Origin of the sequence: Dactylosporangium sp. CS-047395 (assembly GCF_050942185.1) — a bacterium.
In the GTDB taxonomy this organism is placed as follows: Bacteria; Actinomycetota; Actinomycetes; order Mycobacteriales; family Micromonosporaceae; genus Dactylosporangium.
The window spans coordinates 9,972,587-9,995,921 of record NZ_CP192015.1; the positions used below are offsets into that span (position 1 = coordinate 9,972,587).

Consider the following 23,335-nt stretch of genomic DNA (forward strand, 5'->3'; position numbering starts at 1 on the left):
TTGGCTGTCGCGACGATGAACGCTTCGTCGTGGTCACTGATCAGGCGGGGACGGCCACCCGCCTACTGAGGGTTGAGGCTGGCATGACCTGCCGGCGACGTGTCATCCAACACCGCCAACGTTTGTGGTCAAGGCACTGGCGCTTTGAAAGCGTCGGAACGTTAGAAGCGCCCGCGGATGAGGCTCGCCGGGTCCTCGAACCATTCGGCGTAATGGGTGGCCGGCCCGAGCATCGCGATCGCGGCGGCGTAGGCGTCACGGTCGACCCGGCGTCCGGTGAGGCGGCCGACCATCGCCTGCAGGTACTGGTAGTCGCTGTGGTCGGGGAACTCGCGGACGGCCCCGGAGACGAGTTCGGCCGCCTCGACGTCGCGGCCCAGTTCGAGCAGGCACAGCACCACCCAGCGCCCGGCCTCCGCGCGGGCTCCCGGGCGCTGGAACACGGTCATGAAGCCGTCCAGCGCGGCCTCGATCCGGCCGGCGGCGAAGTCGCGCATCGCGGCGGCGTACGGCACGCCGGCCGGCGGCGACCCGGCCGTCGCGGCTAGGTCGGCGGCGGGAAGGTAGGCGCGGACTGCGTCGGCGTCGAGGGCGCTGTTCCGGGAGATCGGCGCGCCTCGGTCCGCGATGCCGCCGTTGGAGACGCCGCCGCCCGCAACGCCCACAAGGCCATTACCGCGCGCAACGCCGCTGCCACCGCCGCCCGAAACGCCGCTGTCGCCCGAAACGCCACCGCCGCGCGCAACGCCACCGCCGCCCGCAACGCCGCTGCCGCGCGCAACGCCGCCGCCCGCAACGCCATCGCCGCCCGCAACGCCGCTGCCGCGCGCAACGCCGCCGCCCGCAACGCCATCGCCGCCCGCAACGCCGCTGTCGCGCGCAACGCCGCCGCCCGCAACGCCATCGCCGCGCGCGGCGTCGCCAATCGCGGCGCTGGCCTCGGGTGAGACGTTGTTGCTCGTAGCAGGGCCACGGCGGGCGACCACGCGCCAGCGCACGGCGCGGTGGCCCTCGAAGGCCGGGTACGACACCGGCACCGCGATAGCGCTCGCCGCCGTAGCCGCCGCCATCCGCCGCAGCGCCGAAGGTGCCGACGGGTCGGTGAAGGCCAAACCGTCCAAGGCGAACACCCACCCCGGCGGCAGCGAAGGCGGCGTCCAAGCGCCGGCCGCGGCCCGGTACGCGCCGTCGAGGCGGCCGACGATCACGTCCCAGGAGTACGCGTCCGCGGTGTTCAGGCCGCCCTCGCGCAGGCGCTGGGAAAGCAGCGGATCGTCGAGGACGCGCGCGGTCTGGGCCGCGAGAACGGCGACGTCGCCGATGTCGGCCAGCAGGGCGTTTTCGCCGTCGCGGGCGTACTCCAGGACGCCCGTGTTGCGGGTCGCCACGACCGGGGTGCCCGCGGCCATCGCCTCCAGGCAGGGCAGTGAGAACGACTCGTAGCGGGAGCAGCAGACGTACGCCGCCGCGCCGCGGAACAGGGCGCCCAAAGTCGGCTGGTCGGGGGCTACCACCACGCGGCCCAGCGGGACCAGGGGCGGGCGGGGGGTCACCCAGACCAGGTCCAGCGGGCGGCCGGTCGCGGTCAACTGGGAGTACACGCGGCGCATTTCGTCCATGCCCTTGAACGCGTTGCCGTCCCAGCCCACAAACAGCAAATAGGGCCGGTCGGCGGCGGCCGGCGGGCCGTTGGGCGTGAACACCGCGCGGTCCACCGCGTTGCCCACCACGCCCGCCGTGACGCCGAAGCGGGACTCCAGCACCGTTGCAACCGTGGCGCTCACGGTGATCGTGGCGTCCGCCGCGGACAGGTTGCGCGATGCGATGCCGAACGTTTCGCGGTCGATCTCCTCGAACAGGTGGAAGTCGCCCTGTTCGAAGTGGACCACGGGGGCCTTGCCCAGGGCGCGGGCGGCCAGGATCTGGTCCCAGTATCCGCACACGATCACGTCGCACGCCGGCACGGCCGAGGTCAGCTCCACGCCGAACGGGACCTGGACGAAGCGCGCCCGCACGTCGATCCAGTCCGGGCGGGGGAAGTGGCTCAGCACCGTCACCTCGTGGCCGTGGGCGGTGAGCCGGTTGCCGTGCTCGAACAGGATGCGCGACCCGCCGCCGACGTCGGTGCGCGGGGCCAGATAACACAACCGCAGAGGGCCCGCTAGTACGGCGCGCGAGCCGGGCAGCCGCGCGGTGACCGACAGCGCGCGGCGGGAGGCGAACTCGCGCCGCCGGGCCGCGGTCACCGCCGCGGGCAGGTCGGGCCGCAGGACACCGGCGATCGCCGGGTCGGTGTTCTTGAGGCGAAGACCCATCAGAGATCGATGACCGCGAACGGGTAGAACGCCACCCGTTCGAGGTCCGAGACCGCGATCGGCGTCGGGCGGGCCTGGGCGTCCAGCACCGAGAGGCGCCCGTCGATGCCGCGCAGCAGGTCGGCGAAGCGGTCCCGCTCCTCCCCCAGCATCACCGCGTTCCACTCGAACACGATGCGGCGGATGCGCCGCTGGCGGATGAGGTTCTGCATGCCGAGGAAGGCGTGGTACTCCCCGCCCTCGATGTCGATCTTCAGGATGTCGATGGTCCCGGCGCCGGCCAGCGCGTCGTCGAGGCGTACGGCCGGGATGTCCATCCGGGTGATCTCGTCGACCCGGTGGGCGTTCTCGGGGCGGTGCCGGATCGAGGAGTCGCCGACCCACTTGGCCGAGGCGTTGAACGCGATGGTGCCGTTCTCGGAGTACGCGGCCTGGTTGCGCACCTCGACGTTGTGCTCGGTGAGCCAGTTGACGGCCAGGTTGTCGCGCAGGATGCCGGCCGTCGTCGGGTTGGCCTCGAACGCGATGACCCGCCCGGCCGCGCCCACGCGCTGGGTGGCGAGCACGGTGAAGTACCCGATGTTGGCGCCCACGTCCACGAAGGTCTGCCCGGCCTTGATCTCGCCCGCGAGGAACTTGGTCAGCGGCGGCTCGATCGCGCCCCACGTCACCAGCGACGGCATGAGGCTGTAGTCGTCGGAGGGGACGACGAGCATCGCGCCGTACACCACGTCGACGAGCATCCGGTTGTTGCCGATGTAGGTGCCGCGCATGCCCCCGCGCGGAGCGGGCTGCTCAGGCGCGGCAGCGGCGGCGGGAGCCGGGGCGACCGAACGCGACAGCAGGGCCCGGGCGTTGGCGGCCGGGTCGTCGCTCATCGCCAGCCGCACGCTCGCGGCCAGGCCCTCGCCTTCGGGTTCGCTGTACACCACGACCTCGGGCATGTCCCGCCCGCCGGCCAGCTGCTGCATGAGCCCCGCCATCGCGTCGCCGACGGCCTCGGTGACCTCGGGAACGCCCTTCACGACCAGGCCCAGCTCCATGCCTGGCGTGGCCATCGCGAGCTCCATCGCCCCCGCGAGCACGACGGCGGCCGACTCCACGAGGTCGGGGTCGACGGTCACCACGATGCGGTCGACGGCCGCGCCCTTCGCGACCACCCGCGGCTCGACCGGCGGCGCGACCGCGGGCGCGAGGTCCGAGGGGAACGCGGAGAGCCAGTGGCACACGGCGTACGCCGCGGGGAACGTCGCGCCCGCGCGGGGCGGTTCGGTCCAGTGGTACGGGTAGAACAGCTCCGGCCCGAACACGGCCGGCGTCGCGCGTCCGAGCGCGTCCTGCTCGGCCACGATCCGGGTCAGCAGCTCGGCCCCGGTCTGCTCGTCGCGCGGCCGGCCCGGGCGCCAGCCGACCGAGTTCGGCAGCGCCGCGACCACGGCCTCGATGAGCGGGCTGCCCGCGGCCGCGCCCAGCACGCCGTCGGCGAGCCGGAAGCCGTCCTCGCGGGCGCAGAACACCTCGACGCCGTCCAGCAGCGGCTCGATGTTGCGCAGGCATTCCATGTCGGTGCCGATGAACACGCCGCCGTGGGCGAGCAGCAGCTCGTACTTCGCGATGTCGGCCCGCTGCCCCGCCGGCGCGGCGTCGAACAGGGCCTGGTTGCGCAGCGGCGGCAGGTCGGCCTCGGTCCACAGTCGCAGCTCCCAGCCGGGGTGCTGCTGCCGCCAGGTCTCGCCGAGGGCCCGCTCCCGCTCGGACAGCGGCCCGCCGAGCGCGAGGCGGTGGAAGACCCGCGGGATGAGGAGCCGTTCCAAAACTGCGGTCTTGCTCATCGGAGGCTCCCCACGAGGTCGCGGATGTTCAGCAGGCGCCGCAGGGTCTCGGCGATCGGGCCGCGCGGCAGCGGCAGGCCGTGCCGGGCCGGGTCGTGGCCGTCCACGGGCGCGAAGGAGGCGACGAGGTCGCACGCCCGCCAGAGGTCGTCGGCGCCCTGGCCGTCGAGCATCTCGTACTCGCAGGGCACGTCGATGTCCGCCGCGGTGATCGCGAGGCCGGGCGGCACCCCGACGACGAGCACCGCCGCGCCCGACGGGGCCTGGGCCAGCTCGCCGGCGACCTCGTCGAGCAGCGGGGAGAGCGCGCTGATGCCGATCCGCAGCGGCCGGCCCTCCTCGCGGGCGGCGGTGCGCCGGGTGACCAGCAGCCAGCCCAGGCTGGCCTCGATCGAGCTGACCGTGACGAGGTCCTGGTGCATGCGGTCGAGCAGGGTGCCCTTGCCGTGCGGGTCGTGGGCCTTGCGCAGCTCCTCGACGGTCGAGGGCAGGTTGGTGGTCATGAGCCGCAGGCGCGCGTCCGTGCGCCGGCCGACCTTGCGCGTCGTCGCCTCATAGGTGGTTCCGCGGTACGCCGGGTGCGTCCGCAGATCCGGATGGCGCTCGGCCAGGTGCGCCCGGGCCTGCCCGACGCGACCCGCGCGGCGCATCAGCGACACCGGGTCGAGGCCGATCCGCACCCGCTGCACCGCGTGCCGGTTGTGCACCACGCGCAGGCCGCGGGGTTTGCGCGACAGCCGGTAGGCGAGGTCGGCGTCCTCGGCGAACGGCACCTCGAAGCGCGCGTCGCCGAGCACCGAGCGGCGGATGCTGGAGCGGCCGCCCCAGAACTGGTGCCAGTCGCCGATGCCGAAGTGCCGCAGGCCCTCGTGGCTGCGGTACACGGTGCCCCGGAAGGCGAGCCAGGCCTCGACGCTGCAGGCCCGGTCGGCGGCCGGCCCGGTCCAGCCGAGGACGGCGTCGACGTCGTTGCCGTGCTCGACGTACGTGCGCAGGTGCTCGGCCAGGCAGCGCGGCGCGGGCTCGTCGTCGTCGTCGAGGAAGAACAGGATGTCGGCGTGGCTCGCCTCGATGCCGACGTTGCGCGCCTCGCCGGGCCCGGCGTTCTGGTCGAGCCGGATGAAGGTCAGGTCGAGGCGGTCGAGGAATGGCAGCACCACCAGCTCGGCCGATTCGGGCGAGCCGTCGTCGACGACCACGACGTGGAACCGTTCGCGCGGGAGCGTCTGCTCGCACAGGGCGGCGAGGCAGTCGTGCAACGCGGCCGGGCGCTGGAAGGTGGTGATGACCACGCCGAGGGACAGGTCGGTCTGGGGCGGCTCGAGGTCGCCGGCGAGTTCGCGGTACACGTCGGCCCAGCCCTTTCCCGCTCCTGGACTGGAGTGGTCGAGGACCGGGCTGCCCGGGTCGAGCCAGTCGGCGAGCAGGCCGCGGTGGTCGGCGACGCAGACGAGGTCGGCCCGGGTGAACTGGTCGGTGAGGAACACCTGCGCGGCCTCGCTGGGCGGCGGGGCCCAGCCGGCGTGGACGCTCGCGACGAGCGGCAGGCCCAGCAGCCAGGTGCGCTCCAGCAGGGCGGCGTCGGCGAGCTCGCCGGCGAGGTGGACGTGCACGACGTCGACGTCGCGGCCGACGAGCAGCTCGGCCAGGAGACGCTCGGACGGGGTGTCGCCGAAGAACGGTTCAGGACCGGGAACTTCCAGGGTGTACTGCCTGACGCCCTGTTCCAGGCCCGTCTCGCGAAGTGTCGCGGTGCCCTGGGCGCGGGTCGGCTCGATCGCCAGCACGTCCCAGCCGCGGGCCGCCACCTGGCGGGCCAGCGTGGCGCAGCGCCGATACGCGATCGAGTCGCGGGAGGGGAGGATGACGGCCGCACAGGGCCGGCGTGTGTTGTTCCGCACACCGGCCCCATCGGCACCCAGGTCACACCTTTAGGAAAACCTTCTCGCCGTCAAGTTCCGCCACACTGTGCCGCGGCGCCGGGCGCGGGCGCATCCAGCGCGGGGCCCACCAGTTGGCGTCGCCCAGCAGCGTCATCAGCGAGGGCAGCACGACCGCGCGGATGATGGTCGCGTCGAGCAGGATCGCGGCGGCCAGGCCGACCCCGAGCTGCTTCATGTCGATCGTGCTGAGCGTGGCGAAGATGGCGAACACCGCCACCATGACCACGGCCGCGCTGGTGACCACCCCGGCCGAGCCGGAGATGCCCTTGGCGACCGCCTCGCGGGTGGTGAGGCCCGAGCGGACCGCCTCGCGGATCCGGCTGACCACGAAGACGTGGTAGTCCATCGAGAGGCCGAAGAGGACCACGAAGAGGAACAGCGGCAGCCAGGAGACGACCGCGTCCATGGACGTGAAGCCCAGGATGCCCTCGGCCCACGTGCCCTGGAAGATCAGCACGACCAGGCCGTACGACGCGGCCGCCGACAGCATGTTCAGCGCGATCGAGGTCAGCGCGATCACGACCGAGCGGAACGTGAAGGCCATCACGATGAACGTCAGCACCAGCACGAACCCGACGACCAGCGGCAGCTTGTGCTTGACGTGGTTGGCGTAGTCGACGTCGGCCGCGACGAACCCGCCGACCGCGCTCTCGGCGCCCGGCACGGCGCCCAGGGTTTGCGGCACGAGCTGGGTGCGCAGCCGGGTCAGCGACTCCTTGGCCTGGTCGGAGCGGCCCTCGAACGGGGTGGCGACGTCGAGCACGGCGACCCGCCCGTCCTTGGACACCTCGATCTGCGGCTCCTGGTCCAGCGGCGCGAACAGCGGGTCGCCGGCGGCCTTCTGCGCGAGCTGGGTCAGCGCCTCCCTGGTGTTGTCCAGCTGCCCGGCGGGGACACGCACGGCCACCGTGTGGACGGTGCCGTTGCTCGGGAAGGCCTTCACGAGCCGGTCGTACGCCTGCATCGCCGGGGTCGTGCGCGGAAGGTCCTCCATGCCGGGGAACGTCAGGCGCATGCTCAGCGCGGGCGCGGCCAGGGCCAGCAGGGCGAGTACCGAAATGGCGAGGGTCGCGGCCGGACGGCGCAGCGCGGGGCGCAGGATGGCCGACCAGACCCGGGATCCGCGCTCGTCGGTGCGGGGGCGGGTGAGGCGCCACAGCAGCGGCACGCGGGGCCGGTCGATCCAGCGGCCGAGCTTGGACAGCAGCGCCGGCAGCACGGTCAGCGAGCCGAGCACGGCGACGAGCACGACGAGGATCGAGCCGAGGGCGAGGGAGGAGAACACGACGTCGCCGGCGAGGAACAGCCCGGCCATCGCGATCGTCACGGCGATGCCGGAGACGACCACGGCGTGCCCGGAGGTCTCGGCGGCGAGCTCGACCGCGTCGAGGTGCTCGCGGCCGCGGGCCCGTTCCTCGCGCTCGCGGCGCAGGTAGAACAGGGAGTAGTCGACGCCGACGGCCATGCCGATGAGCAGGATGACGCTGGAGGTGGTGTCGGTCGACGGGACCAGGTGGGAGGCCAGGGTGGAAAGGCCGAGCGCGGCCGCCACCGAGGACAGCGCCAGCAGCACCGGGATGCCGGCCGCGATGAGCGCGCCGAAGGCCACGATGAGGATGGCGAAGGTGACCGGGAGGCTCAGGTACTCGGCCCGCTGGAAGTCCTTGCCGAGGGTGTCGTCCATGGCCTTGGAGATGGACGGCCCGCCGGTCTCCTCGACCCGCAGGTCCGGGTGGCGGTTTTGGACGGCGGCGGTGGCCGCGGTGAGCGGGGTGAGGCGGTCCTGGGCCGTGTCGGGGTCGCCCTTCAGGGTCACCCGGACCAGGATCGCGCTCTTGTCGTGCGACGGCAGCGGGTCGCTGATCTCGGCGACGTCCGGCAGGCCCTGCATGGCCGTCTTGACGTCGGCCGCGGCCTTCAGGGCGGCGTCGGTGTCCAGCGCGCCGGTGCGGGCGGTGATGAGGACGCTCTCGACGGCCGGGTTGTCGAAGTGGCCGTCGTCGACGATGACGTCGGCCCGGCCGGACTCGCCGATGGCCGCGTCGCGGTTGGTCGCCTCGACGGTGCCCGCCATGTTCCCGCCGACGAAGCACACGGCGACGAACACGACCCAGAGTGCAATGGCGCGCCACGGGTGCTCCGCACTCCAGCGGGCGACGCGAACTGTAACCGGTCTCTTCTCCACGCCTGATGACGCTATGGATCGGGCGTCCCGCGGACATCCGGGCTGCACCCGGCTCGCACCCGGAATCACGAACCCGGGGATCCCCTGAGTATCAGGGGTCACGGACAGCCACCGGTTTGCAACCGAAGAAAGCACCGTTCTGCCTCAACATGGCCGCTACCGGGCCGATGCCTCCAGTGAGCCAGGATGGCTCACCCCTGAGCCAATGGACTGGCGACACACCGACGGGGGGCTCGGTTTTCATGCTCGAGGACACCACCCAGGTCGCGCTGCACGGGGCCCTGACCGGCCTGTCGAAGCGGCAACGGGTGATCGCCGACAACATCGCCAACATCAACACGCCCGGTTTTCTGGCCGGCCGTGTCGACTTCGAGGACGCGCTGCGCCTGGCGGTGCAGGCCGGCGACCCGAAGGACGCGGAGCTCACCACGGCGCGGTCCCTCGAACCCACCCGCGAGGACGGCAACAACGTGAACCTCGACCACGAGGTGCTCTCGAACATCGACACGGGGCTGCGGTACCAGACGATGCTGCGCGCCACGGACGACAAGTTCGGCCTGCTCCGCTCGGTCATCCGGGGCTGATCGGGATGACCATCTTCGGGGCGATCGGCATCGCCGGCACGGGCGTCACCGTCTACCGCAAGTGGCTGGACGCCGTCGCGGACAACATCGCGAACATCAACGACGCCGTGCCGACCAGCGGGCAGGTCTTCCGGGCCCGCTACGTCCAGGCGCAGGCGGTGCACTACGGCGACGGTGAGGGCGGCGTGGTCGTGGCCGGCACCGCGCTGGGCGATCCGAAGGGGCGGCTGGTGTACGAGCCGGAGAATCCCCTGGCCGATCGCGAGGGCTACGTGAAGTACCCGGACATCGACCTCGGCAGCCAGATGACCCAGCTGATCATGGCGCAGCGGGCCTACCAGGCGAACCTGACCGTCGTCGACCGGGCCAAGGACCAGTACCAGGCGGCTATCCAGGTCGGTAAGGGCTGAACATGAGCATTGACGCGATCCAGCCGTTCGGCGCGATCTCCCCCGTCTCCTCGATGATGAACGCGACCGGCACGCCGGGCTCCTCGGCCGACCCGGCCGCCGGGCTGAACTTCGGCAACATGGTCGCCCAGGGGCTGCAGAAGCTCCAGGACGTCCAGAACACCGCCGACAACCTGGCCGTGGAGGCCGCCACCGGCCGGCTCACCGACGTGCACGACTACATCATCGCCGCGACCGAGGCCAACCTCGCCACCAGCCTCACCGTCGCCGTGCGCAACAAGGCCCTTGACGCCTTCAACGAGATCATGAGGATGCAGGCCTGATGCGTGACCGGCTCACCGCGCTCGGCCGGCGGGGCATCGACGGCTGGAAGTCGTTCTCCCCCGGCCAGAAAGCCGTCACGATCTTCGCCATCCTGGCCCTGGCGATCGGCGGCTGGTTCTTCGCGAGCTGGTCCGGCAAGCCGACCATGGCCCCGCTGTTCTCGAACCTGGCCGCCGCCGACGCGAGCGCCATCGTGGACAAGCTCAACGCGGACGGGGTCACCTACACGCTCTCCGACGGCGGCGGCACCATCAACGTGCCCGCCGATCAGGTGTACGCGCTGCGCATCGAGATGAGCGGGGCCGGCCTTCCCGCACAGGGCGACGCCGGGTACGCGCTGCTGGACAAGCAGGGCATCATGACCAGCGAGTTCATGCAGCAGGTGACGTACCGGCGGGCCCTGGAAGGCGAACTGGCCAAGAGCATCGGCTCGATCAAGAACGTGAACGCGGCGACGGTGCATCTGGCCATCCCCGAGAAGGACGTGTTCACCGACGAGCAGCAGGCCCCGACCGCCTCGGTGCTCGTGAACACCGGCACCAAGACGCTCAACGGCGACCAGGTCACCTCGATCGTGAACCTGGTCTCCTCCAGCGTGGAAGGGCTGGAACCGGGCGCGGTCACGGTCGTCAGCGCCAGCGGCAAGGTGCTGTCCACATCGGACTCCGGCGGGGGCGGCGGCGACAGCAGTTCGGCGGCGACCTCGGCCTACGAGCAACGCCTGCGCTCGGCCGTGCAGACGATGCTCGACACCGTCGTCGGGCCGGGGCACTCGGCCGTGAACGTGACGGCCGCGCTGAACTACGACAACACCGAGACCAAGACGCAGAAGTACGTCGCCGACCCGGCCATCCCGCCGCTGTCCGAGCAGAAGAAGTCGGAGCAGTACACCGGCGGCAACGGGGTTCCGGTCGGCGGTGTGCTCGGCCCGGACAACATCCAGGTGCCCAACGGTACGGGGGCCGGGGGCGACGGGCAGTACCAGCAGACGACCGAGACCCGCAACAACGCGGTCGGGATGGTCACCGAGACCACGAAGACGGCGCCGGGGCAGGTGAACAAGCTCGGCATCGCGGTCATCGTCGACAGCGCCGTGGCCAAGGTCGACCTCGCGCAGCTGCAGCAGCTGGTCTCCTCCGCCGTCGGGCTGGACGCGACGCGGGGCGACCAGATCGCGGTGTCCTCCATGGCCTTCGACACCTCGGCGGCGACGGCGGAGCAGAACGCGGCCAAGGAGGCGGCGAAGGGGCAGCAGGCGGAGGTGATGCAGCAGTACATCCAGATGGGCGCGATCGTGCTGGCCCTGCTGATCCTGCTGATCATCGCGGCGCTCGCCCAGCGCAAGCGCAAGAAGGCGGAGAAGCAGAAGCTCACCGAGGAGCAGAACGCCGCGCTGGAGGAGATGCAGTCGGCGATCGAGGCGGCGCGGGCGAAGCTGCAGCTGGAAGGCGGCGGCGGGCCGGCCGGGGCGCCGGCGCTGGAGGGCGGGGGCGCGCCGGGCGACGAGTTCGACCGGGACGGTCGGTTCCGCGACCTCTCGACGATGGTGGAGAAGCAGCCGGACGAGGTGGCGCAGCTCCTGCGCGGGTGGCTCGCCGACCGGCGGGGCTGATTGCGAAATGTCGGGCGCTGGCGCGCCGCGACATTTCGGACTTATCACGATATTGGTGTTTTACCGGTGCTTTCGGTGGGCGAAAGGTGCTAGATGGTCGCGGGTGAGATGACGGGGCTGCGCAAGGCCGCCATCCTGCTCGTACAGATGGGCAAGGAGGAGGCCGCCAAGATCATGGCGCACCTCCGGGAGGCGGAGGTCGAGGAGCTCACCGCCGAGATCGTGCGACTGGGCCAGGTCGAGTCGGACGTCGCCAACGTGGTGCTCGAGGAGTTCCACGACATGGCGACCGGGCACAAGTACGTGGGCCAGGGCGGCATGGACTTCGCCCGCGACCTGCTGGAGGCCTCGCTCGGGCGGGAGCGGGCCGGCGAGATCGTGGGACGGCTCAACACCGTCTTCATGGACGTGCCGTTCGGCTTCCTCGGCCAGGCCGACCCGCGCCAGCTGCTGTCGTTCCTGCAGGACGAGCACCCGCAGACGATCGCGCTCGTCCTCGCGCACATGACCGCCACCCAGGCCTCGCAGATCCTCTCCGGCCTCGCCCCGGAGCTGCAGGCCGACGTCGCGCACCGCATCGCCGTCATGGACCGGACCTCGCCCGACATCATCCGCCAGGTCGAGGCCACCCTCGAACGCAAGATGTCCTCGGTCCTGCAACCCAGCGACCTCTCCGCCGTCGGCGGCCTGGAGCCGCTGGTCGAGATCATCAACCGCACCGACCGCGCGACCGAGCGGCTCATCCTGGAGGGCCTCGCCGGGCGCAACCCGGAGCTGGCCGAGGAGATCCGCTCCAAGATGTTCATGTTCGAGGACATCGTGAGCCTCGACGACCGCTCCATCCAGCTCGTGCTGCGGCAGGTGGAGACCAACGACCTCGCGACCGCGCTCAAGGGCGTGCGCGAGGAGGTGCGCCAGAAGGTCATGAAGAACCTCTCCGAGCGCGCCGCCGAGAACCTGGCCGACGAGATCGAGATGCTCGGCCCGGTGCGGCTGCGCCAGGTCGAGGAGTCCCAGGCCAAGATCGTCCAGGCGATCCGCACGCTCGAGGAGTCCGGCCAGATCGTGATCAGCAGGGGCGAGGACGATGAGTTCGTCGGCTGAGTTCTCCCCCGCCGAGTTCTCCCCCGCCGAGTTCCCCGCCGCGGCGCCGGGCGAACTCCCGCTCGCCTTCCCACCGCCGGAGCGCAAGCCGGCCGGTCCGCCGCGGCCGGCCTTCCCGCCGCCCCCTCCCCCGCCGACGACCCCGGCCACGCGCGCCTTCCCGCCGCCCGAGCGGCCGCCGACGGTGCGCTTCGGCGAGAGCGTGCTGCGCGACGACCGGGCCGGCACGGCGCCGTCCGCCCGCTTCGACGTCGACCTGCGCGAGCGCGAGCCGATCCCGCCCGAGCTGCTGGAGCGGTGGCGGGGCGAGGCGGAGGCGACCGGGTACGCGGCCGGCTGGGCCCAGGGCGTGCGCGAGGCCCGCGAGGCCGCCGCCGCCGAGGCGGACCGGGTCGCCCGCGAGGCCGGGGAGTTCGCCGAGATGCAGCGGCTGCGCGCCGATCGGGCCCTGCACGCCATCGGCCAGGCCGCGGCGGCCCTCGAAGGGCGCGCGGTCGCGTCCGCGCAGGACATCGAGGAGCAGATCATCGCCACCGCGTTCGCGATCGCCGAGGCGGTGCTGACCCGGGAGCTGCGCACCGCGACCGAGCCGGGGCGGGAGGCGCTCGCCCGGGCGCTCGAGCTGGCGCCGTCGGCAAGTCCGGTGACCGTACGGCTCAACCCGGCCGATCGGCTGACGATTGGCCAGACGGAACTGGTCATGGACGGCCGCACGGTGACGCTCGTGGACGATCCGGGCCTGCAGCCCGGCGACGCGGTGGCGCTGTGCGACGCCACGACCGTCGACGCCCGGCTGGGCCCCGCGCTCGACCGGGTCCGGGAGGTCTTGCAGCAGTGACATCCGCGCTATCGGCCCGCCTCGCCGCGGCCGCGCACGCCGCGCACCCGCGCGTCACCGGCCGGGTCGTGTCGATCGTCGGCCTGTCCGTCACCGTGGCCGGGGTCGAGGGCAGCGTCGGCGACCTGGTCGAGATCGGCGACCCGGCGCGCGGCGCGGTCGTGCCCGCCGAGGTGGTCTCGCTCAACGGCGACCGCCTCGCCTGCCTTCCCCTCGGCCCGTTGGTCGGGATCGGGACCGGGAGCCCGGTGAGCAGTACCGGCGCGCCGTTGCAGATCCCGGTCGGGCCGCAGCTGCGCGGGCGCATCCTCGACGGGCTCGGCCGCCCGATGGACAACGGCCCGGCGCTCATCGGCCTGGAGCAGGTGTCGGTGGAGAACGAGGCGCCGATCGCGCTGGAGCGCGGCCGCGTGATGGAGCCCCTGTCGCTGGGCGTCCGCGCGCTGGACACCCTGGTGCCGTGCGGGCGCGGGCAGCGGATGGGCATCTTCGCCGGCTCCGGCGTCGGCAAGAGCTCGCTCATGTCGATGATCACCCGCGGTACCGACGCGGAAATCTCGGTCATCGGCCTGGTCGGCGAGCGCGGGCGCGAGGTCCGCGAGTTCATCGAGAACGACCTGGGCCCGGAGGGACTCGCACGCTCGGTCGTGGTCATCGCCACCTCCGACCAGCCGCCGCTCGTGCGCCTGCGCGCCGGGTTCGTGGCCACCCGCATCGCCGAGTACTTCCGCGACGGCGGCCAGGACGTCCTGCTGCTCATGGACAGCCTCACCCGCACGGCCATGGCCCAGCGCGAGGTCGGCCTGTCCGCGGGCGAGCCGCCGGCCACCCGGGGCTACCCGCCGAGCGTCTTCGCCCTGCTCCCCAGGCTCCTCGAACGGGCCGGACCGGCCCCGGTGGGCAGCATCACCGGCCTGTACACGGTGCTCGTCGAGGGCGACGACCACAACGAGCCGATCGCCGACTCCGCGCGCTCGATCCTCGACGGCCACATCACCCTCGACCGCCGCCTCGCGACGTCCGGCCATTTCCCCAGCATCGACGTGCTGGAGTCCATCTCCCGCGTCGCGGGCGCCGTGACGACCCGCGAGCAGAAGGCGAACGCGACCGCGCTGCGCCGGATGCTCGCCGCGCAGCGGGACGTGCGGGAGCTGGTGGAGATCGGGGCGTACCAGGCGGGCACCAACCCCGACGCCGACCGCGCGCAGGAGCTGTGGCCGCGCATCAACGACTTCCTCCGGCAGGACATGGACGACACCACCCCGGCACCCCGGGCGTGGCAGATGCTCGAAGCACTTCTGGCAGGTGGCTGATGGCGAAAAGCGGATTCCGGCTGGGCGCCGTGCTGCGGGCCCGCAAGGCGCAGGAAGACATCGCAAAAGCAGCAGTTGTACGGGCAAGAGCCGACGCCACGGCCGCCGTCCAACGCGTCCGCGCGCGCGAGCGCGACCTCGACGGCCGCGCGGTGCCGAACAACGCCACGGCCGCGGCGTACGCGGCGACGCTCACCGCCCGCCAGGCCCTCGCCGGCGAGGTGGCCGCGGCGATCGCCCTGAGCGAAGTGGCCGACGAGACGGTCGAGGAGCGCATGCGCGAACTCACCGACGCCGCCGTGCAGCGCCGCATCATGGAGAAGCTCCAGGAGCGCCACGACCTGACCCGCAAACGCACGGAGGCGGCCGCGGAGGAGAAGGCCGTCGACGACATCACCACGTCCGGCTCGTTCCGGGGGGACGACACGTGACCGTGCTGGAAGCCCAGTCCCGCATCAACGAGATCCGCTCGATGCTGGGCCTGCACCGCCCCACCGCGACCGACGCCGCGTCGGGCTTCGCGAACGCCCTGCGCTCCGAGGTCGACGGCGCCGCCACGGCCGCGCCCGCGTATGGACGCACCACCCCCATCTCCGGCACCGCCGTGGTGGAAGCGGCGCAGAAGTATGCCGGGACGCCGTACAAATTCGGCAGCAACACCCCCGAGAGCGGCCTGGACTGCTCGGGCCTGGTCCAGCGCGCCTACGCCGACGTGGGCATCAAGCTCCCTCGCACCGCGCGCGACCAGGCCAGCTTCGGCACGGCGGTCCCGTCGCTGTCCCAGGCCCGCCCGGGCGACCTGCTCGCGTTCGGCCGCCCCGTGAACCACATCGCCATCTACGCGGGCAACAACACCATGGTCGTCGCCCCGCACACCGGCGAGGTGGTCAAGACGGAGCGCGTGACGGGCCACCCGACGGCCATCCGCCGCGTCATCCCGGTGAGCACCACCCCGGCCCTGCGCCCCGCCGCGTTGTCCACCACCCAACTACCGGAGTCGGTACCGTACGCCGCCCTCTTCCAGTCCGCCGGCCTCCGCTACGGCGTCCCCCCGGCCTTGCTGGCCGCGGTGGCGAAGGTGGAATCGGGCTACAACCCGAACGCCGTGAGCCGCGCGGGCGCGCAGGGCCTGATGCAGATCATGCCGTCCACCGCCCGAGGTCTTGGCGTCGACGCCCTCAACCCGGCCCAGGCCGTCGACGGCGCGGCGAGGCTGCTGTCGTCCCACTTGAAGCAGTTCGGCAGCGTGGAGCTGGCCTTGGCGGCTTACAACGCGGGGGGCAGCGCGGTGAGCCGGTACGGCGGGATTCCGCCCTTCGCCGAGACCCAGGCCTACATCCCGAAGGTGAAGGCCGCACTGGCCGCACTGACCGCCACCCGCCACGCAACGGAGTCCACCACCTTGACCCCCTCCGCCCTGGCAGCGCTCTCACTGGGCGCCTCGTCGCCACTGGCCGCTTCGCCGCTCGACGCTCCATCCCTGCGCTCTTCATTGCTGGGCTCTTCATCGCTGGGCGGGGACGCCGCGTCGTTGCTGGGCGCCTCCCCTGCTTCGGACGCCTCGTCCCTGCTGGGCGCCTCGTCGTTGCTCGGCGGGGGCTCATCGTTCCTGGGCGGCGCGACGTCGCCCTCGCTGGCATCCCTGTTGTCCACTGAGTCCACTTCGGACGGAGGGCTCCTGGCATGATCCCCGCCACCGCGGCCGCGAACCGCACCACCTCATCGACCGGTTCCCCGAGCACAGCGTCCACTTCGGACGACAGCTTCGCCGACACCCTGGCCGCCGCCCAACGCGCGGAGGCGTTGATGGTGCGCCCCCGCTTCACCCAGGAAGAACTCCGCTCCCGCGTGCGGCGCGAGCCCTACTCTCTGGCCCGCGACACCGCCCCCTTGGCCGACGCCCTCCGCAACGCCACCACCACCCGCGACGCATTGGCCACCCGAGATGCCGCGGCCGCGCGTGACGCCTTGGCCGCACGAGATGCGTTGGCTGCACGAGACGCCCTGGCCGCACGGGACGCCATTGCCGCTCGGAACGCCGCGGCTGCGCGGGATGCTGCGGCTCGCGGTGCCGCAGTTGGTGACGCTGCCCGATCGCGTACCGTTGCCGGGCGGGACGGCGGGGAGGCGCGGGACGGCGGTACCACCGTGGCGCGCGGCGGCTCCAAGCGCGTTGCGGCCCGTCCGGAACCCACCGCGCTCGACCCGAACCAGGTCGCCGAGCCCGTCACCGCATCGCAGGTTTCGGTCGTCGCGGCCACGACGGTCACCACCGACGGCGCACCCGCGCGGCAATCCGGGGCAGCCGGCAATACCGCGCAGGCGATGGCCCAGGACCTGGCCGCCCGCCTGTCCGCCACCGGGACCGCCACCCGCTCCGGCACCGGTGTTGCCTCACCTATGGCCGCCTCGGCCGACGTCATGCTCCGCAATGCGCTCGCGGCTGATCTGGAGGCCAAGCTCGCCGTGGCTGCCATGGCCGCGGAGCCCACGACCTTTGGCCCCGGCACCGGCGTACTGGTCGAAGCTGCCCTCCTCAACCCCGACGGCACCATTACCACCGAATCCGTCGCCACCGGTGCCTTCGCTCGCGAGCTCCTCGGCCAGGCTTCCCTGACAGCCGCATCTGCCACCGCCGGCTCGGCCGCGCCTCCGAGCGGGATCAACGCGGGCGCGATCAACGCTGACGAGACCGGCCTCGGCGCGACGGGGCTCGGCGCGACCGGTCCGGGCGCGGTTGACCCGGCCGGGATCCGCTCAGGCGCGATGAACCCGGGCGCGACCAATCCGGGCGCGATGAACCCGAGCGCAAACAATCCGGGCGCGATGAACTCGAGCGCAAACGATCCGGGCGCGATGAACTCGAGCGCAAACGATCCGGGCGCGATCTACCCGGGCGGAACGGTCCCCGCTTCGAACGTTCCGGCCCCGGCTGCTCCCGGCATCGCGGCCTATTCGAGCAGCCCGACCATTCCTGGCATCGCGGCCTACTCGGGCGGCACGACCATCCCCGGCGCGCCCACCCCCGGAATGGCCGATCCCGGTGCAGGCAACCCCGGCGAAGCCGCCCTCGGCGCGGGCAACTCCGGCACGACGGACCCCGGCACAGCCATTCCCGGTGCAGGGATTTCCGATGCGGGGACTCCCGGAACGGCCAACCAGGGCACGACCAACCAAGGCGCGACCCACCCCGGTGCGACCAACACCGGCGGTGCCAACGCTGGCGCGGCCAATTCGGACGGTGCCAACTCGCGCGCGAACAACTTGGGCACGAACGACCCTGTCGCGGCCAACTCCGGCACAGCCATCCCAGGCGCAGATATTCTCGGCTCGATCAATTCCGGCTCGGACAACCAGGGCGCGACCCATTCCGGTGGCCAGGCCCATCCCGGAGCGACCGACCCCAGGGCAGACAACCCAGGTGCGAACAACTCCGGCGCGAACGATGTCGGCACGGCTGGTCAAGGCATGACTTATGCCGGCGGCGGCTTGTCCAACAACAGCGCGACCATCCTCGGCACGGCCAACCAGGGCACGACCTATCCCGGTGATTCGTCGAACAACGGAGCGTTCGATCCCGGTTCCGCCAATTCCGGGCCGGTCATTCCGGTGCCGATCGCCGCGCCGATCACCGCCCAGGCAGGGACCGACCAATCGGCGAGCATCCCGGGCGCACAGGGTGCCGGGCCCACGGTCGGCTCCAGCGGGAACTCGGCCATCCTTGCCGCGGACGGTTCGGGCACCGGGCTGCCGGGCGTCGGCGTTCGAGCGGCCTCGGTGCTTGCCGCGCCCGCTGATCGTTCTGGGCTGGGCGATCCGGCGAATGGGGCGGACAGCGTCGCGCACCTCGGGGTCGGGCCTGGGAACGCTGGGGGCGATGTGAGTGCGGTCGTGGCCGGCTTTGGGCTCGCCGGGGGGCTGCGGGGTGTTGACGGTGGCGGGCGCGGGAACGGGGCGAGGCTTACGGACGGGGATGGTGCGGTGGCGGCGGATGGGGTGGCTGCCGGCGGTACCAATGCGGGGGTTTTCTTGAATCTCGGCGCCGTTGTGAACAGCGGGGCCGGGGGTGACGCGACGGGGAGCGGGCGGTCCGGGGCGGGGGGCAATCCGCAGGGTGGTGCCGGCGGAGGCGGGGCCGGTGGGAGTGCCTTTGCCGCGGTCATCGGGGGTGTGGGCGGCGGGACCGTGGACGGGTCGCTGCTCGATCGGCCCGGGGCCTGGGCCAGTGTGGCGCCGCAGTTGGTGAGTGTGTTGTCGCCGTTGCGGAAGGGGGCGGACGGGGTGCATCGGATGACGTTGCGGCTCAAGCCCGAGTCGCTGGGGCCGGTCAGCATTGTCGCCGAGGTGCGGGACGGGTCCATCGCCGTGCAGTTGCGGGCCGATCTCGAGGCTGGGCAGGAGGCGCTGCAGGCGGCGCTGCCCGAGTTGCGGCAGGACCTCAGTGCGGCCGGGTTCGATCAGTGTGTGCTCGAACTGGACCAGCATGGCTCCTTCTCCGGCAACGGATCGCAACATTTCTCAGGTTGGCAGCCGGAGGGACGATCACAACAACGAGCGCCCGAACGCGTCGAAACGGGCGCGCGGGACCCGTCGTCCGGTTCGGTTGAGCCGGTGGAGGACGGACCGCTGGACGTACGGCTCTAGACGGGGCCCGGGGATCAGGGACGACACCCCGACCGCTGCACGGATGCGCGCCGACAGGGACCAGAAGCGCGAACAAGGGAGTCTGCCATCACCGCGCCGACGCCGGTCAGTGGCAACGTCGCCGACTATGTGCCGAAGACGAATGCGCCGACCAAGAAGCAGGACGACTCGGACGGGCCCGCGAAGCCGGGTGGCGAGCTGGGCAAGGACGCGTTCATGAAGCTGCTCGTGACGCAGCTGAAGTACCAGGATCCCAGCAACCCCATGGACAACCGGGAGTTCCTGGCCCAGACCGCGCAGTTCTCGACGCTCGAGAAGCTCAACGACGTCGCCGAGGCCGAGCAGAGTCTGCTCAACGCCCAGCTGCAGCTCGGGGCGAGCAACCTGATCGGCAAGACGGTCACGTACGCGGGCGCCGACGGCAAGGCCCTCACCGGCGTGGTCACGTCGGCCAAGTTCTTCACCGCCGGGCCGCCCACGCTGCATGTGGGCAACACCGACGTACCCCTGGCCAGCGTGAGCGAAGTGACCGACAAGGCCGCGCCGCCGCAAACGGGACAAAACGCCCCCACGCCCGCGACGCCGCAAACCACACCGGCGACGCAGCAAACCGCGCCCGCGCAAGGCGCACAACCGGGAAGCAGCCAGCAGCCCGGGCAAGGCACGCAGCCGGGGAACCCGCAAACCGCGCCGACGCAAGGCACGCAGCAGCAGCCGCCGACGCAAGCGGGAGGCCAGCAGCCGGCGCAAGGCACGCAGCAGCAGCCGACGCAAGCGGGAGGCCAGCAGCAACAAGCGGGAAGCCAGCCGCCGTCGCCCAGCAAGCCGTCCTGAAAGGAAACCACCCCACATGCTCCGCTCACTCTTCTCCGGCATCAGCGGCCTGCGCGCCCACCAGCAGATGCTCGACGTCACCAGCAACAACATCGCCAACGTGAACACCGTGGGGTACAAGGCTTCACAGACGGTCTTCGCCGACACGCTGAGCCAGATGATGCGCGCCGCCGGTGCGCCGCAGCCCGAGATCGGCGGCACCAACCCGGCCCAGGTCGGCCTGGGCGTGCGGATGGCCGCCATCAACACCGTGTTCACCCAGGGCTCGGCCCAGACCACCGGCCGCCCCACCGACGTCATGATCTCCGGTGACGGGTTCTTCGTGGTGAACTCGGTGAACGAGCAGCTGTACACCAGGGCCGGCGCGTTCAACTTCGACGCCGAGGGCAAGCTGGTCACCCCGACCGGCGCCGCGGTGCAGGGCTGGCCCGCGGTCAACGGGGTGGTCAACAGCAACGCCCCGATCGGCGACATCCGGCTGCCGATGGGCACGCTGATCGCGCCGACGGCGACGGACACCGTGGTCGTCGCGGGCAACCTGCCGGCCAACGCGACCGACCCGTCGACGATCACGCGGTCGATCAAGACGTACGACGTCACGGGCAACACGGTCACGCTGACCGAGACGTTCAACTTCACCGGTGGCGCCTGGTCGCTGACGCTGTCGGACGGGACCAACCAGGTCGGGCCGACGGCGCTGACGTTCGGCACCAACGGGCAGATCACCGGCCCCACCTTCACCGACAAGAACGGCGCCACCAAGGTCGGCATCATGTACGACCCGATGGGCACCGGTGCCGGCATCGGTGTGGACCTCGCGGGGCTCACCGAGTACACCGGCAACACCACGGTGCAGCCGCTGAGCCAGAACGGCGCCCCGGCGGCGACGCTGCAGTCCTTCAGCATCAACCCGGACGGTCAGCTGGTCGGCGTGTTCTCCAACGGCAACAAGCAGACCATCGCCCAGCTCGGCCTGGCCAACTTCAACAACCCGCCGGGCCTGGAGAAGGTCGGCGACTCGCTGTACCGGTTCACCGTGAACTCGGGCCTGGCCCAGATCGGCTCACCCGGCACCGGCGGGCTCGGCACGCTGCAGGCCGGCGCGGTCGAGATGTCCAACGTCGACCTGGCCCAGGAGTTCACCAACCTGATCGTCGCCCAGCGCGGCTTCCAGGCCAACTCCAAGGTGATCAGCACGTCCGACGATGTGCTCCAGGAACTGGTGAACCTGAAGCGGTAAGAGCAGGCGCCACGGCGGCCCCAGTCGGTCGTGATCTTGGCCTATTGCCGGTCGCCCAGTGCCTTAGGAGGCCACCGTGATACTGCTGACCCGTCTCAACGGCCCGGTGTTCGCGCTCAACCCAGACCTGGTCGAGCGGGCCGACTGCACCCCGGACACGGTGATCACCCTCGTGGACGGCACCAAGTACCTCGTCGCCGAGTCGCTGCCCGAACTGGTGGCGCTGACCCGGCAGTACCGCGCGTCCGTCGTGGTCGAGGCGCAGCACATGGTCGGGCAGACACCGGAGGAGCGGGCCGAGGCCGCCGCCGAGCTGGTCAAGGAGACCAACGTCGTCCGTCTGCACCGTCGGGAGCGCTGAGCACCTATGGATCCGGCAACCATCGCTGGGATCGTCCTCGCCTTCATCGCGATCTTCGCCGCGATGATCCTGGAGGGCGGCAGCCCCGGCTCGATCTTCCTCGTCCCGCCGTTGGTGCTGGTGTTCGTCGGCACCCTCGGCGCGGCGATGGCCGGCGGCATGCTCAAGGACACCCTCGCGCTGGTGGACTCGTTCAAGCGGGTGCTGCTGAGCAAGGCCGCGGTGTACGACGCGCTGGTCGACGACATCGTCAAGCTGGCCGAGAAGGCGCGGCGGGAAGGGCTGCTGGCCCTCGAGGACGCCATGAAGGAGGTGCAGGACCCTTTTCTGAAGAAGGGCCTGCAGCTCGCGATCGACGGCACGGACTCCGAGGAGCTCTCGGCCATTCTCGAGGCCGAGGTGGACGCCAAGAAGAAGGCCGACAAGCAGGCCGCGGCGATCTTCACGGCCATGGGCGGTTACGCACCCACCATCGGCATCATCGGTACCGTCATCGGCCTCATCCACGTGCTGGAGAACCTGAGCGAGCCGGAGAAGCTCGGCCACCTGATCGCCGGCGCGTTCGTGGCCACCCTGTGGGGCGTGCTGTCCGCGAACGTCATGTGGCTGCCGATGGGCGCGAAGCTCAAGCGCGTCTCCGAGATCGAGGTCGCCCAGATGGAGCTGGTGATCGCCGGCATCATCAACATCCAGGCCGGCGCCAACCCGCGACTCGTGGCCCAGAAGCTGCGCAGCCTCCTGCCGCCGGGCGCCGCCAAGGAGGAGAAGGCCGCGTAACCTGCGCGCACCCGTACGACACCACCCCGGAACTCTTGTGTCCTCCGGTCGGTCCGATGTAACCCCTGACGGCGTTACAACGACCTGGAGGGGGGCCGCCAAATGAGTGGTGGTGGACACGCGGCGAAGGCCGGCGCGCACACGAAGCACAAAAAGGGCGGCCACGACGAGGAGGAGCACGAGAACCACGAGCGGTGGCTGGTGTCCTACGCGGACATGATGACCCTGCTGATGGTGCTGTTCATCGTGCTGTTCGCGATCTCCCAGGTCGACCAGAAGAAGTTCGCCGAACTCAAGAACGGCCTCGCGGTCGGCTTCGGCAACCCGTCCGTCGCGTTCGAGGGCGGCGAGGCCAGCCTGATGGAGTCGTCGGACTCCAACTCGCCGATGGACCTGTCCTCCGGCATCGGCGGCACCACCTCCGACGCCACCGCCGTACAGGACGCCGTGCAGGCCAAGGAACGCGCCAGCGCCTCCAAACGCCAGCAGGCCGCCGCCGACGAGGTCAAGAACTACGACAAGATCAAAGAACAGATCGACGCCGAACTGGCCAAACAGGGCCTGGCCGACCAGGTCAAGTACTCCGTCGACGAACGCGGCCTGGTCGTCACCATCGTGACCACCGGGATCGTCTTCGACGGCAACGAGGCCAACCTCCTCACCGCCGGCAAGAAGATCGTCGACGGCGTCGGCCCGGCCATCGCCGCCCTGCCCAACAAGATCGAGGTCGACGGGCACACCAACCAGCTGTCCGGGGGCACCGGCAACTACCCCTCCGGCTGGGAACTGTCCTCAGCACGCGCCTCGGCCGTCGTGCGGATGCTGCACACCGACGCCGGCATCGCCGACAACCGGCTGCAGGCCGCCGGGTTCGCCGACACCAAACCCCTGTACCCCAGCACCGACCCCCGGGCCGAGACCCTCAACCGCCGCGTCGAGGTCATCGTCCTGTCCAACCTACCGGCCGACACCCGGGCGCTGCTGCCCTCGGCTTCAACGAACTGAGGGAGTAGAACACC

General features: G+C 71.4%; 19 protein-coding genes. 15 read left to right on the plus strand and 4 right to left on the minus strand.

Going from position 1 to position 23,335, the window contains the following annotated elements:
* Positions 1–161 precede the first annotated feature (161 nt).
* From ACQP00_RS46620 to ACQP00_RS46635, 4 genes are read right to left on the minus strand one after another with little or no spacing between them, the layout of a single operon-like run.
* Positions 162–2,315 (minus strand): glycosyltransferase family 4 protein, encoded by a 2,154-nt coding sequence (locus ACQP00_RS46620; RefSeq protein ID WP_433210041.1) that lies wholly within the window; start codon positions 2,313–2,315, stop codon positions 162–164.
* The gene (locus ACQP00_RS46625) at positions 2,315–4,147 is read right to left on the minus strand and encodes an FkbM family methyltransferase (RefSeq protein WP_433210043.1); all 1,833 of its coding nucleotides are present in this window, start codon (positions 4,145–4,147) and stop codon (positions 2,315–2,317) included. Before ACQP00_RS46625 ends, ACQP00_RS46620 begins: the two co-directional genes overlap by 1 nt.
* On the minus strand, positions 4,144–6,048 hold the full coding sequence (locus tag ACQP00_RS46630; RefSeq protein ID WP_433210045.1) for a glycosyltransferase: 1,905 nt from the start codon (positions 6,046–6,048) through the stop codon (positions 4,144–4,146). The genes ACQP00_RS46625 and ACQP00_RS46630 overlap by 4 nt, the downstream gene beginning before the upstream one ends.
* Positions 6,049–6,070: 22 nt before the next feature.
* On the minus strand, positions 6,071–8,275 hold the full coding sequence (locus ACQP00_RS46635; RefSeq protein ID WP_433210047.1) for an MMPL family transporter: 2,205 nt from the start codon (positions 8,273–8,275) through the stop codon (positions 6,071–6,073).
* A gap of 242 nt (positions 8,276–8,517) precedes the next feature.
* Here ACQP00_RS46635 and flgB point away from each other — a divergent pair, with 242 nt between their 5' ends.
* From flgB to ACQP00_RS46710, 15 genes are all read left to right on the plus strand, one after another.
* Positions 8,518–8,859 (plus strand): flagellar basal body rod protein FlgB, encoded by a 342-nt coding sequence (gene flgB / locus ACQP00_RS46640; protein WP_433210049.1) that lies wholly within the window; start codon positions 8,518–8,520, stop codon positions 8,857–8,859.
* A 5-nt stretch (positions 8,860–8,864) separates the two neighbouring features.
* On the plus strand, positions 8,865–9,269 hold the full coding sequence (locus tag ACQP00_RS46645; RefSeq protein ID WP_433210051.1) for a flagellar basal body rod protein FlgC: 405 nt from the start codon (positions 8,865–8,867) through the stop codon (positions 9,267–9,269).
* Positions 9,270–9,271: 2 nt separating this feature from the next.
* Positions 9,272–9,592 (plus strand): flagellar hook-basal body complex protein FliE, encoded by a 321-nt coding sequence (gene fliE / locus ACQP00_RS46650; protein WP_433210053.1) that lies wholly within the window; start codon positions 9,272–9,274, stop codon positions 9,590–9,592.
* Positions 9,592–11,205, plus strand: coding sequence for a flagellar basal-body MS-ring/collar protein FliF (gene fliF, locus ACQP00_RS46655; RefSeq protein WP_433210055.1), 1,614 nt, complete (start codon positions 9,592–9,594; stop codon positions 11,203–11,205). Before fliE ends, fliF begins: the two co-directional genes overlap by 1 nt.
* A gap of 93 nt (positions 11,206–11,298) precedes the next feature.
* The gene (gene fliG / locus ACQP00_RS46660; protein ID WP_433050940.1) at positions 11,299–12,309 is read left to right on the plus strand and encodes a flagellar motor switch protein FliG; all 1,011 of its coding nucleotides are present in this window, start codon (positions 11,299–11,301) and stop codon (positions 12,307–12,309) included.
* Positions 12,293–13,147, plus strand: coding sequence for a FliH/SctL family protein (locus ACQP00_RS46665; RefSeq protein ID WP_433210057.1), 855 nt, complete (start codon positions 12,293–12,295; stop codon positions 13,145–13,147). The genes fliG and ACQP00_RS46665 overlap by 17 nt, the downstream gene beginning before the upstream one ends.
* A complete protein-coding gene (locus tag ACQP00_RS46670; protein ID WP_433210059.1) occupies positions 13,144–14,460 on the plus strand; it encodes a FliI/YscN family ATPase in 1,317 nt (438 codons plus the stop codon). Before ACQP00_RS46665 ends, ACQP00_RS46670 begins: the two co-directional genes overlap by 4 nt.
* Complete coding sequence (locus tag ACQP00_RS46675) at positions 14,460–14,891, plus strand: cell envelope biogenesis protein TolA (RefSeq protein ID WP_433210061.1); 432 nt, start codon at positions 14,460–14,462, stop codon at positions 14,889–14,891. The genes ACQP00_RS46670 and ACQP00_RS46675 overlap by 1 nt, the downstream gene beginning before the upstream one ends.
* The gene (locus ACQP00_RS46680) at positions 14,888–16,147 is read left to right on the plus strand and encodes a lytic transglycosylase domain-containing protein (RefSeq protein WP_433210063.1); all 1,260 of its coding nucleotides are present in this window, start codon (positions 14,888–14,890) and stop codon (positions 16,145–16,147) included. The genes ACQP00_RS46675 and ACQP00_RS46680 overlap by 4 nt, the downstream gene beginning before the upstream one ends.
* Positions 16,144–19,104: a flagellar hook-length control protein FliK gene (locus tag ACQP00_RS46685; RefSeq protein ID WP_433210065.1), complete on the plus strand. Its 2,961-nt coding sequence runs from the start codon at positions 16,144–16,146 to the stop codon at positions 19,102–19,104. The genes ACQP00_RS46680 and ACQP00_RS46685 overlap by 4 nt, the downstream gene beginning before the upstream one ends.
* A 129-nt stretch (positions 19,105–19,233) precedes the next feature.
* A complete protein-coding gene (locus ACQP00_RS46690; RefSeq protein ID WP_433210067.1) occupies positions 19,234–19,938 on the plus strand; it encodes a flagellar hook capping FlgD N-terminal domain-containing protein in 705 nt (234 codons plus the stop codon).
* Positions 19,939–19,954: 16 nt separating this feature from the next.
* Positions 19,955–21,178 (plus strand): flagellar hook protein FlgE, encoded by a 1,224-nt coding sequence (locus tag ACQP00_RS46695; protein WP_433210069.1) that lies wholly within the window; start codon positions 19,955–19,957, stop codon positions 21,176–21,178.
* Between the two features lie 76 nt (positions 21,179–21,254).
* Positions 21,255–21,539, plus strand: a complete 285-nt coding sequence (locus tag ACQP00_RS46700; protein WP_433210071.1) for a flagellar FlbD family protein — start codon at positions 21,255–21,257, stop codon at positions 21,537–21,539.
* 6 nt (positions 21,540–21,545) lie between these two features.
* Entirely contained in the window at positions 21,546–22,316 is a 771-nt protein-coding gene (locus tag ACQP00_RS46705) for a flagellar motor protein (RefSeq protein ID WP_433210073.1), read from the plus strand.
* 102 nt (positions 22,317–22,418) lie between these two features.
* A complete protein-coding gene (locus ACQP00_RS46710) occupies positions 22,419–23,321 on the plus strand; it encodes a flagellar motor protein MotB (protein WP_433210075.1) in 903 nt (300 codons plus the stop codon).
* The last annotated feature ends 14 nt before the right edge of the window (positions 23,322–23,335 follow it).

Excerpts from the sequence above, each read along its gene's own strand:
- ACQP00_RS46620 (WP_433210041.1), bottom strand. The coding sequence starts at position 2,315 with ATGGGTCTTCGCCTCAAGAACACCGACCCGGCGATCGCCGGTGTCCTG.
- ACQP00_RS46625 (WP_433210043.1), bottom strand. The coding sequence starts at position 4,147 with ATGAGCAAGACCGCAGTTTTGGAACGGCTCCTCATCCCGCGGGTCTTC.
- flgB (WP_433210049.1), top strand. The coding sequence starts at position 8,518 with ATGCTCGAGGACACCACCCAGGTCGCGCTGCACGGGGCCCTGACCGGC.
- ACQP00_RS46645 (WP_433210051.1), top strand. The coding sequence starts at position 8,865 with ATGACCATCTTCGGGGCGATCGGCATCGCCGGCACGGGCGTCACCGTC.
- fliE (WP_433210053.1), top strand. The coding sequence starts at position 9,272 with ATGAGCATTGACGCGATCCAGCCGTTCGGCGCGATCTCCCCCGTCTCC.
- fliF (WP_433210055.1), top strand. The coding sequence starts at position 9,592 with ATGCGTGACCGGCTCACCGCGCTCGGCCGGCGGGGCATCGACGGCTGG.
- fliG (WP_433050940.1), top strand. The coding sequence starts at position 11,299 with ATGGTCGCGGGTGAGATGACGGGGCTGCGCAAGGCCGCCATCCTGCTC.
- ACQP00_RS46665 (WP_433210057.1), top strand. The coding sequence starts at position 12,293 with ATGAGTTCGTCGGCTGAGTTCTCCCCCGCCGAGTTCTCCCCCGCCGAG.
- ACQP00_RS46675 (WP_433210061.1), top strand. The coding sequence starts at position 14,460 with ATGGCGAAAAGCGGATTCCGGCTGGGCGCCGTGCTGCGGGCCCGCAAG.
- ACQP00_RS46685 (WP_433210065.1), top strand. The coding sequence starts at position 16,144 with ATGATCCCCGCCACCGCGGCCGCGAACCGCACCACCTCATCGACCGGT.
- ACQP00_RS46695 (WP_433210069.1), top strand. The coding sequence starts at position 19,955 with ATGCTCCGCTCACTCTTCTCCGGCATCAGCGGCCTGCGCGCCCACCAG.
- ACQP00_RS46705 (WP_433210073.1), top strand. The coding sequence starts at position 21,546 with ATGGATCCGGCAACCATCGCTGGGATCGTCCTCGCCTTCATCGCGATC.
- ACQP00_RS46710 (WP_433210075.1), top strand. The coding sequence starts at position 22,419 with ATGAGTGGTGGTGGACACGCGGCGAAGGCCGGCGCGCACACGAAGCAC.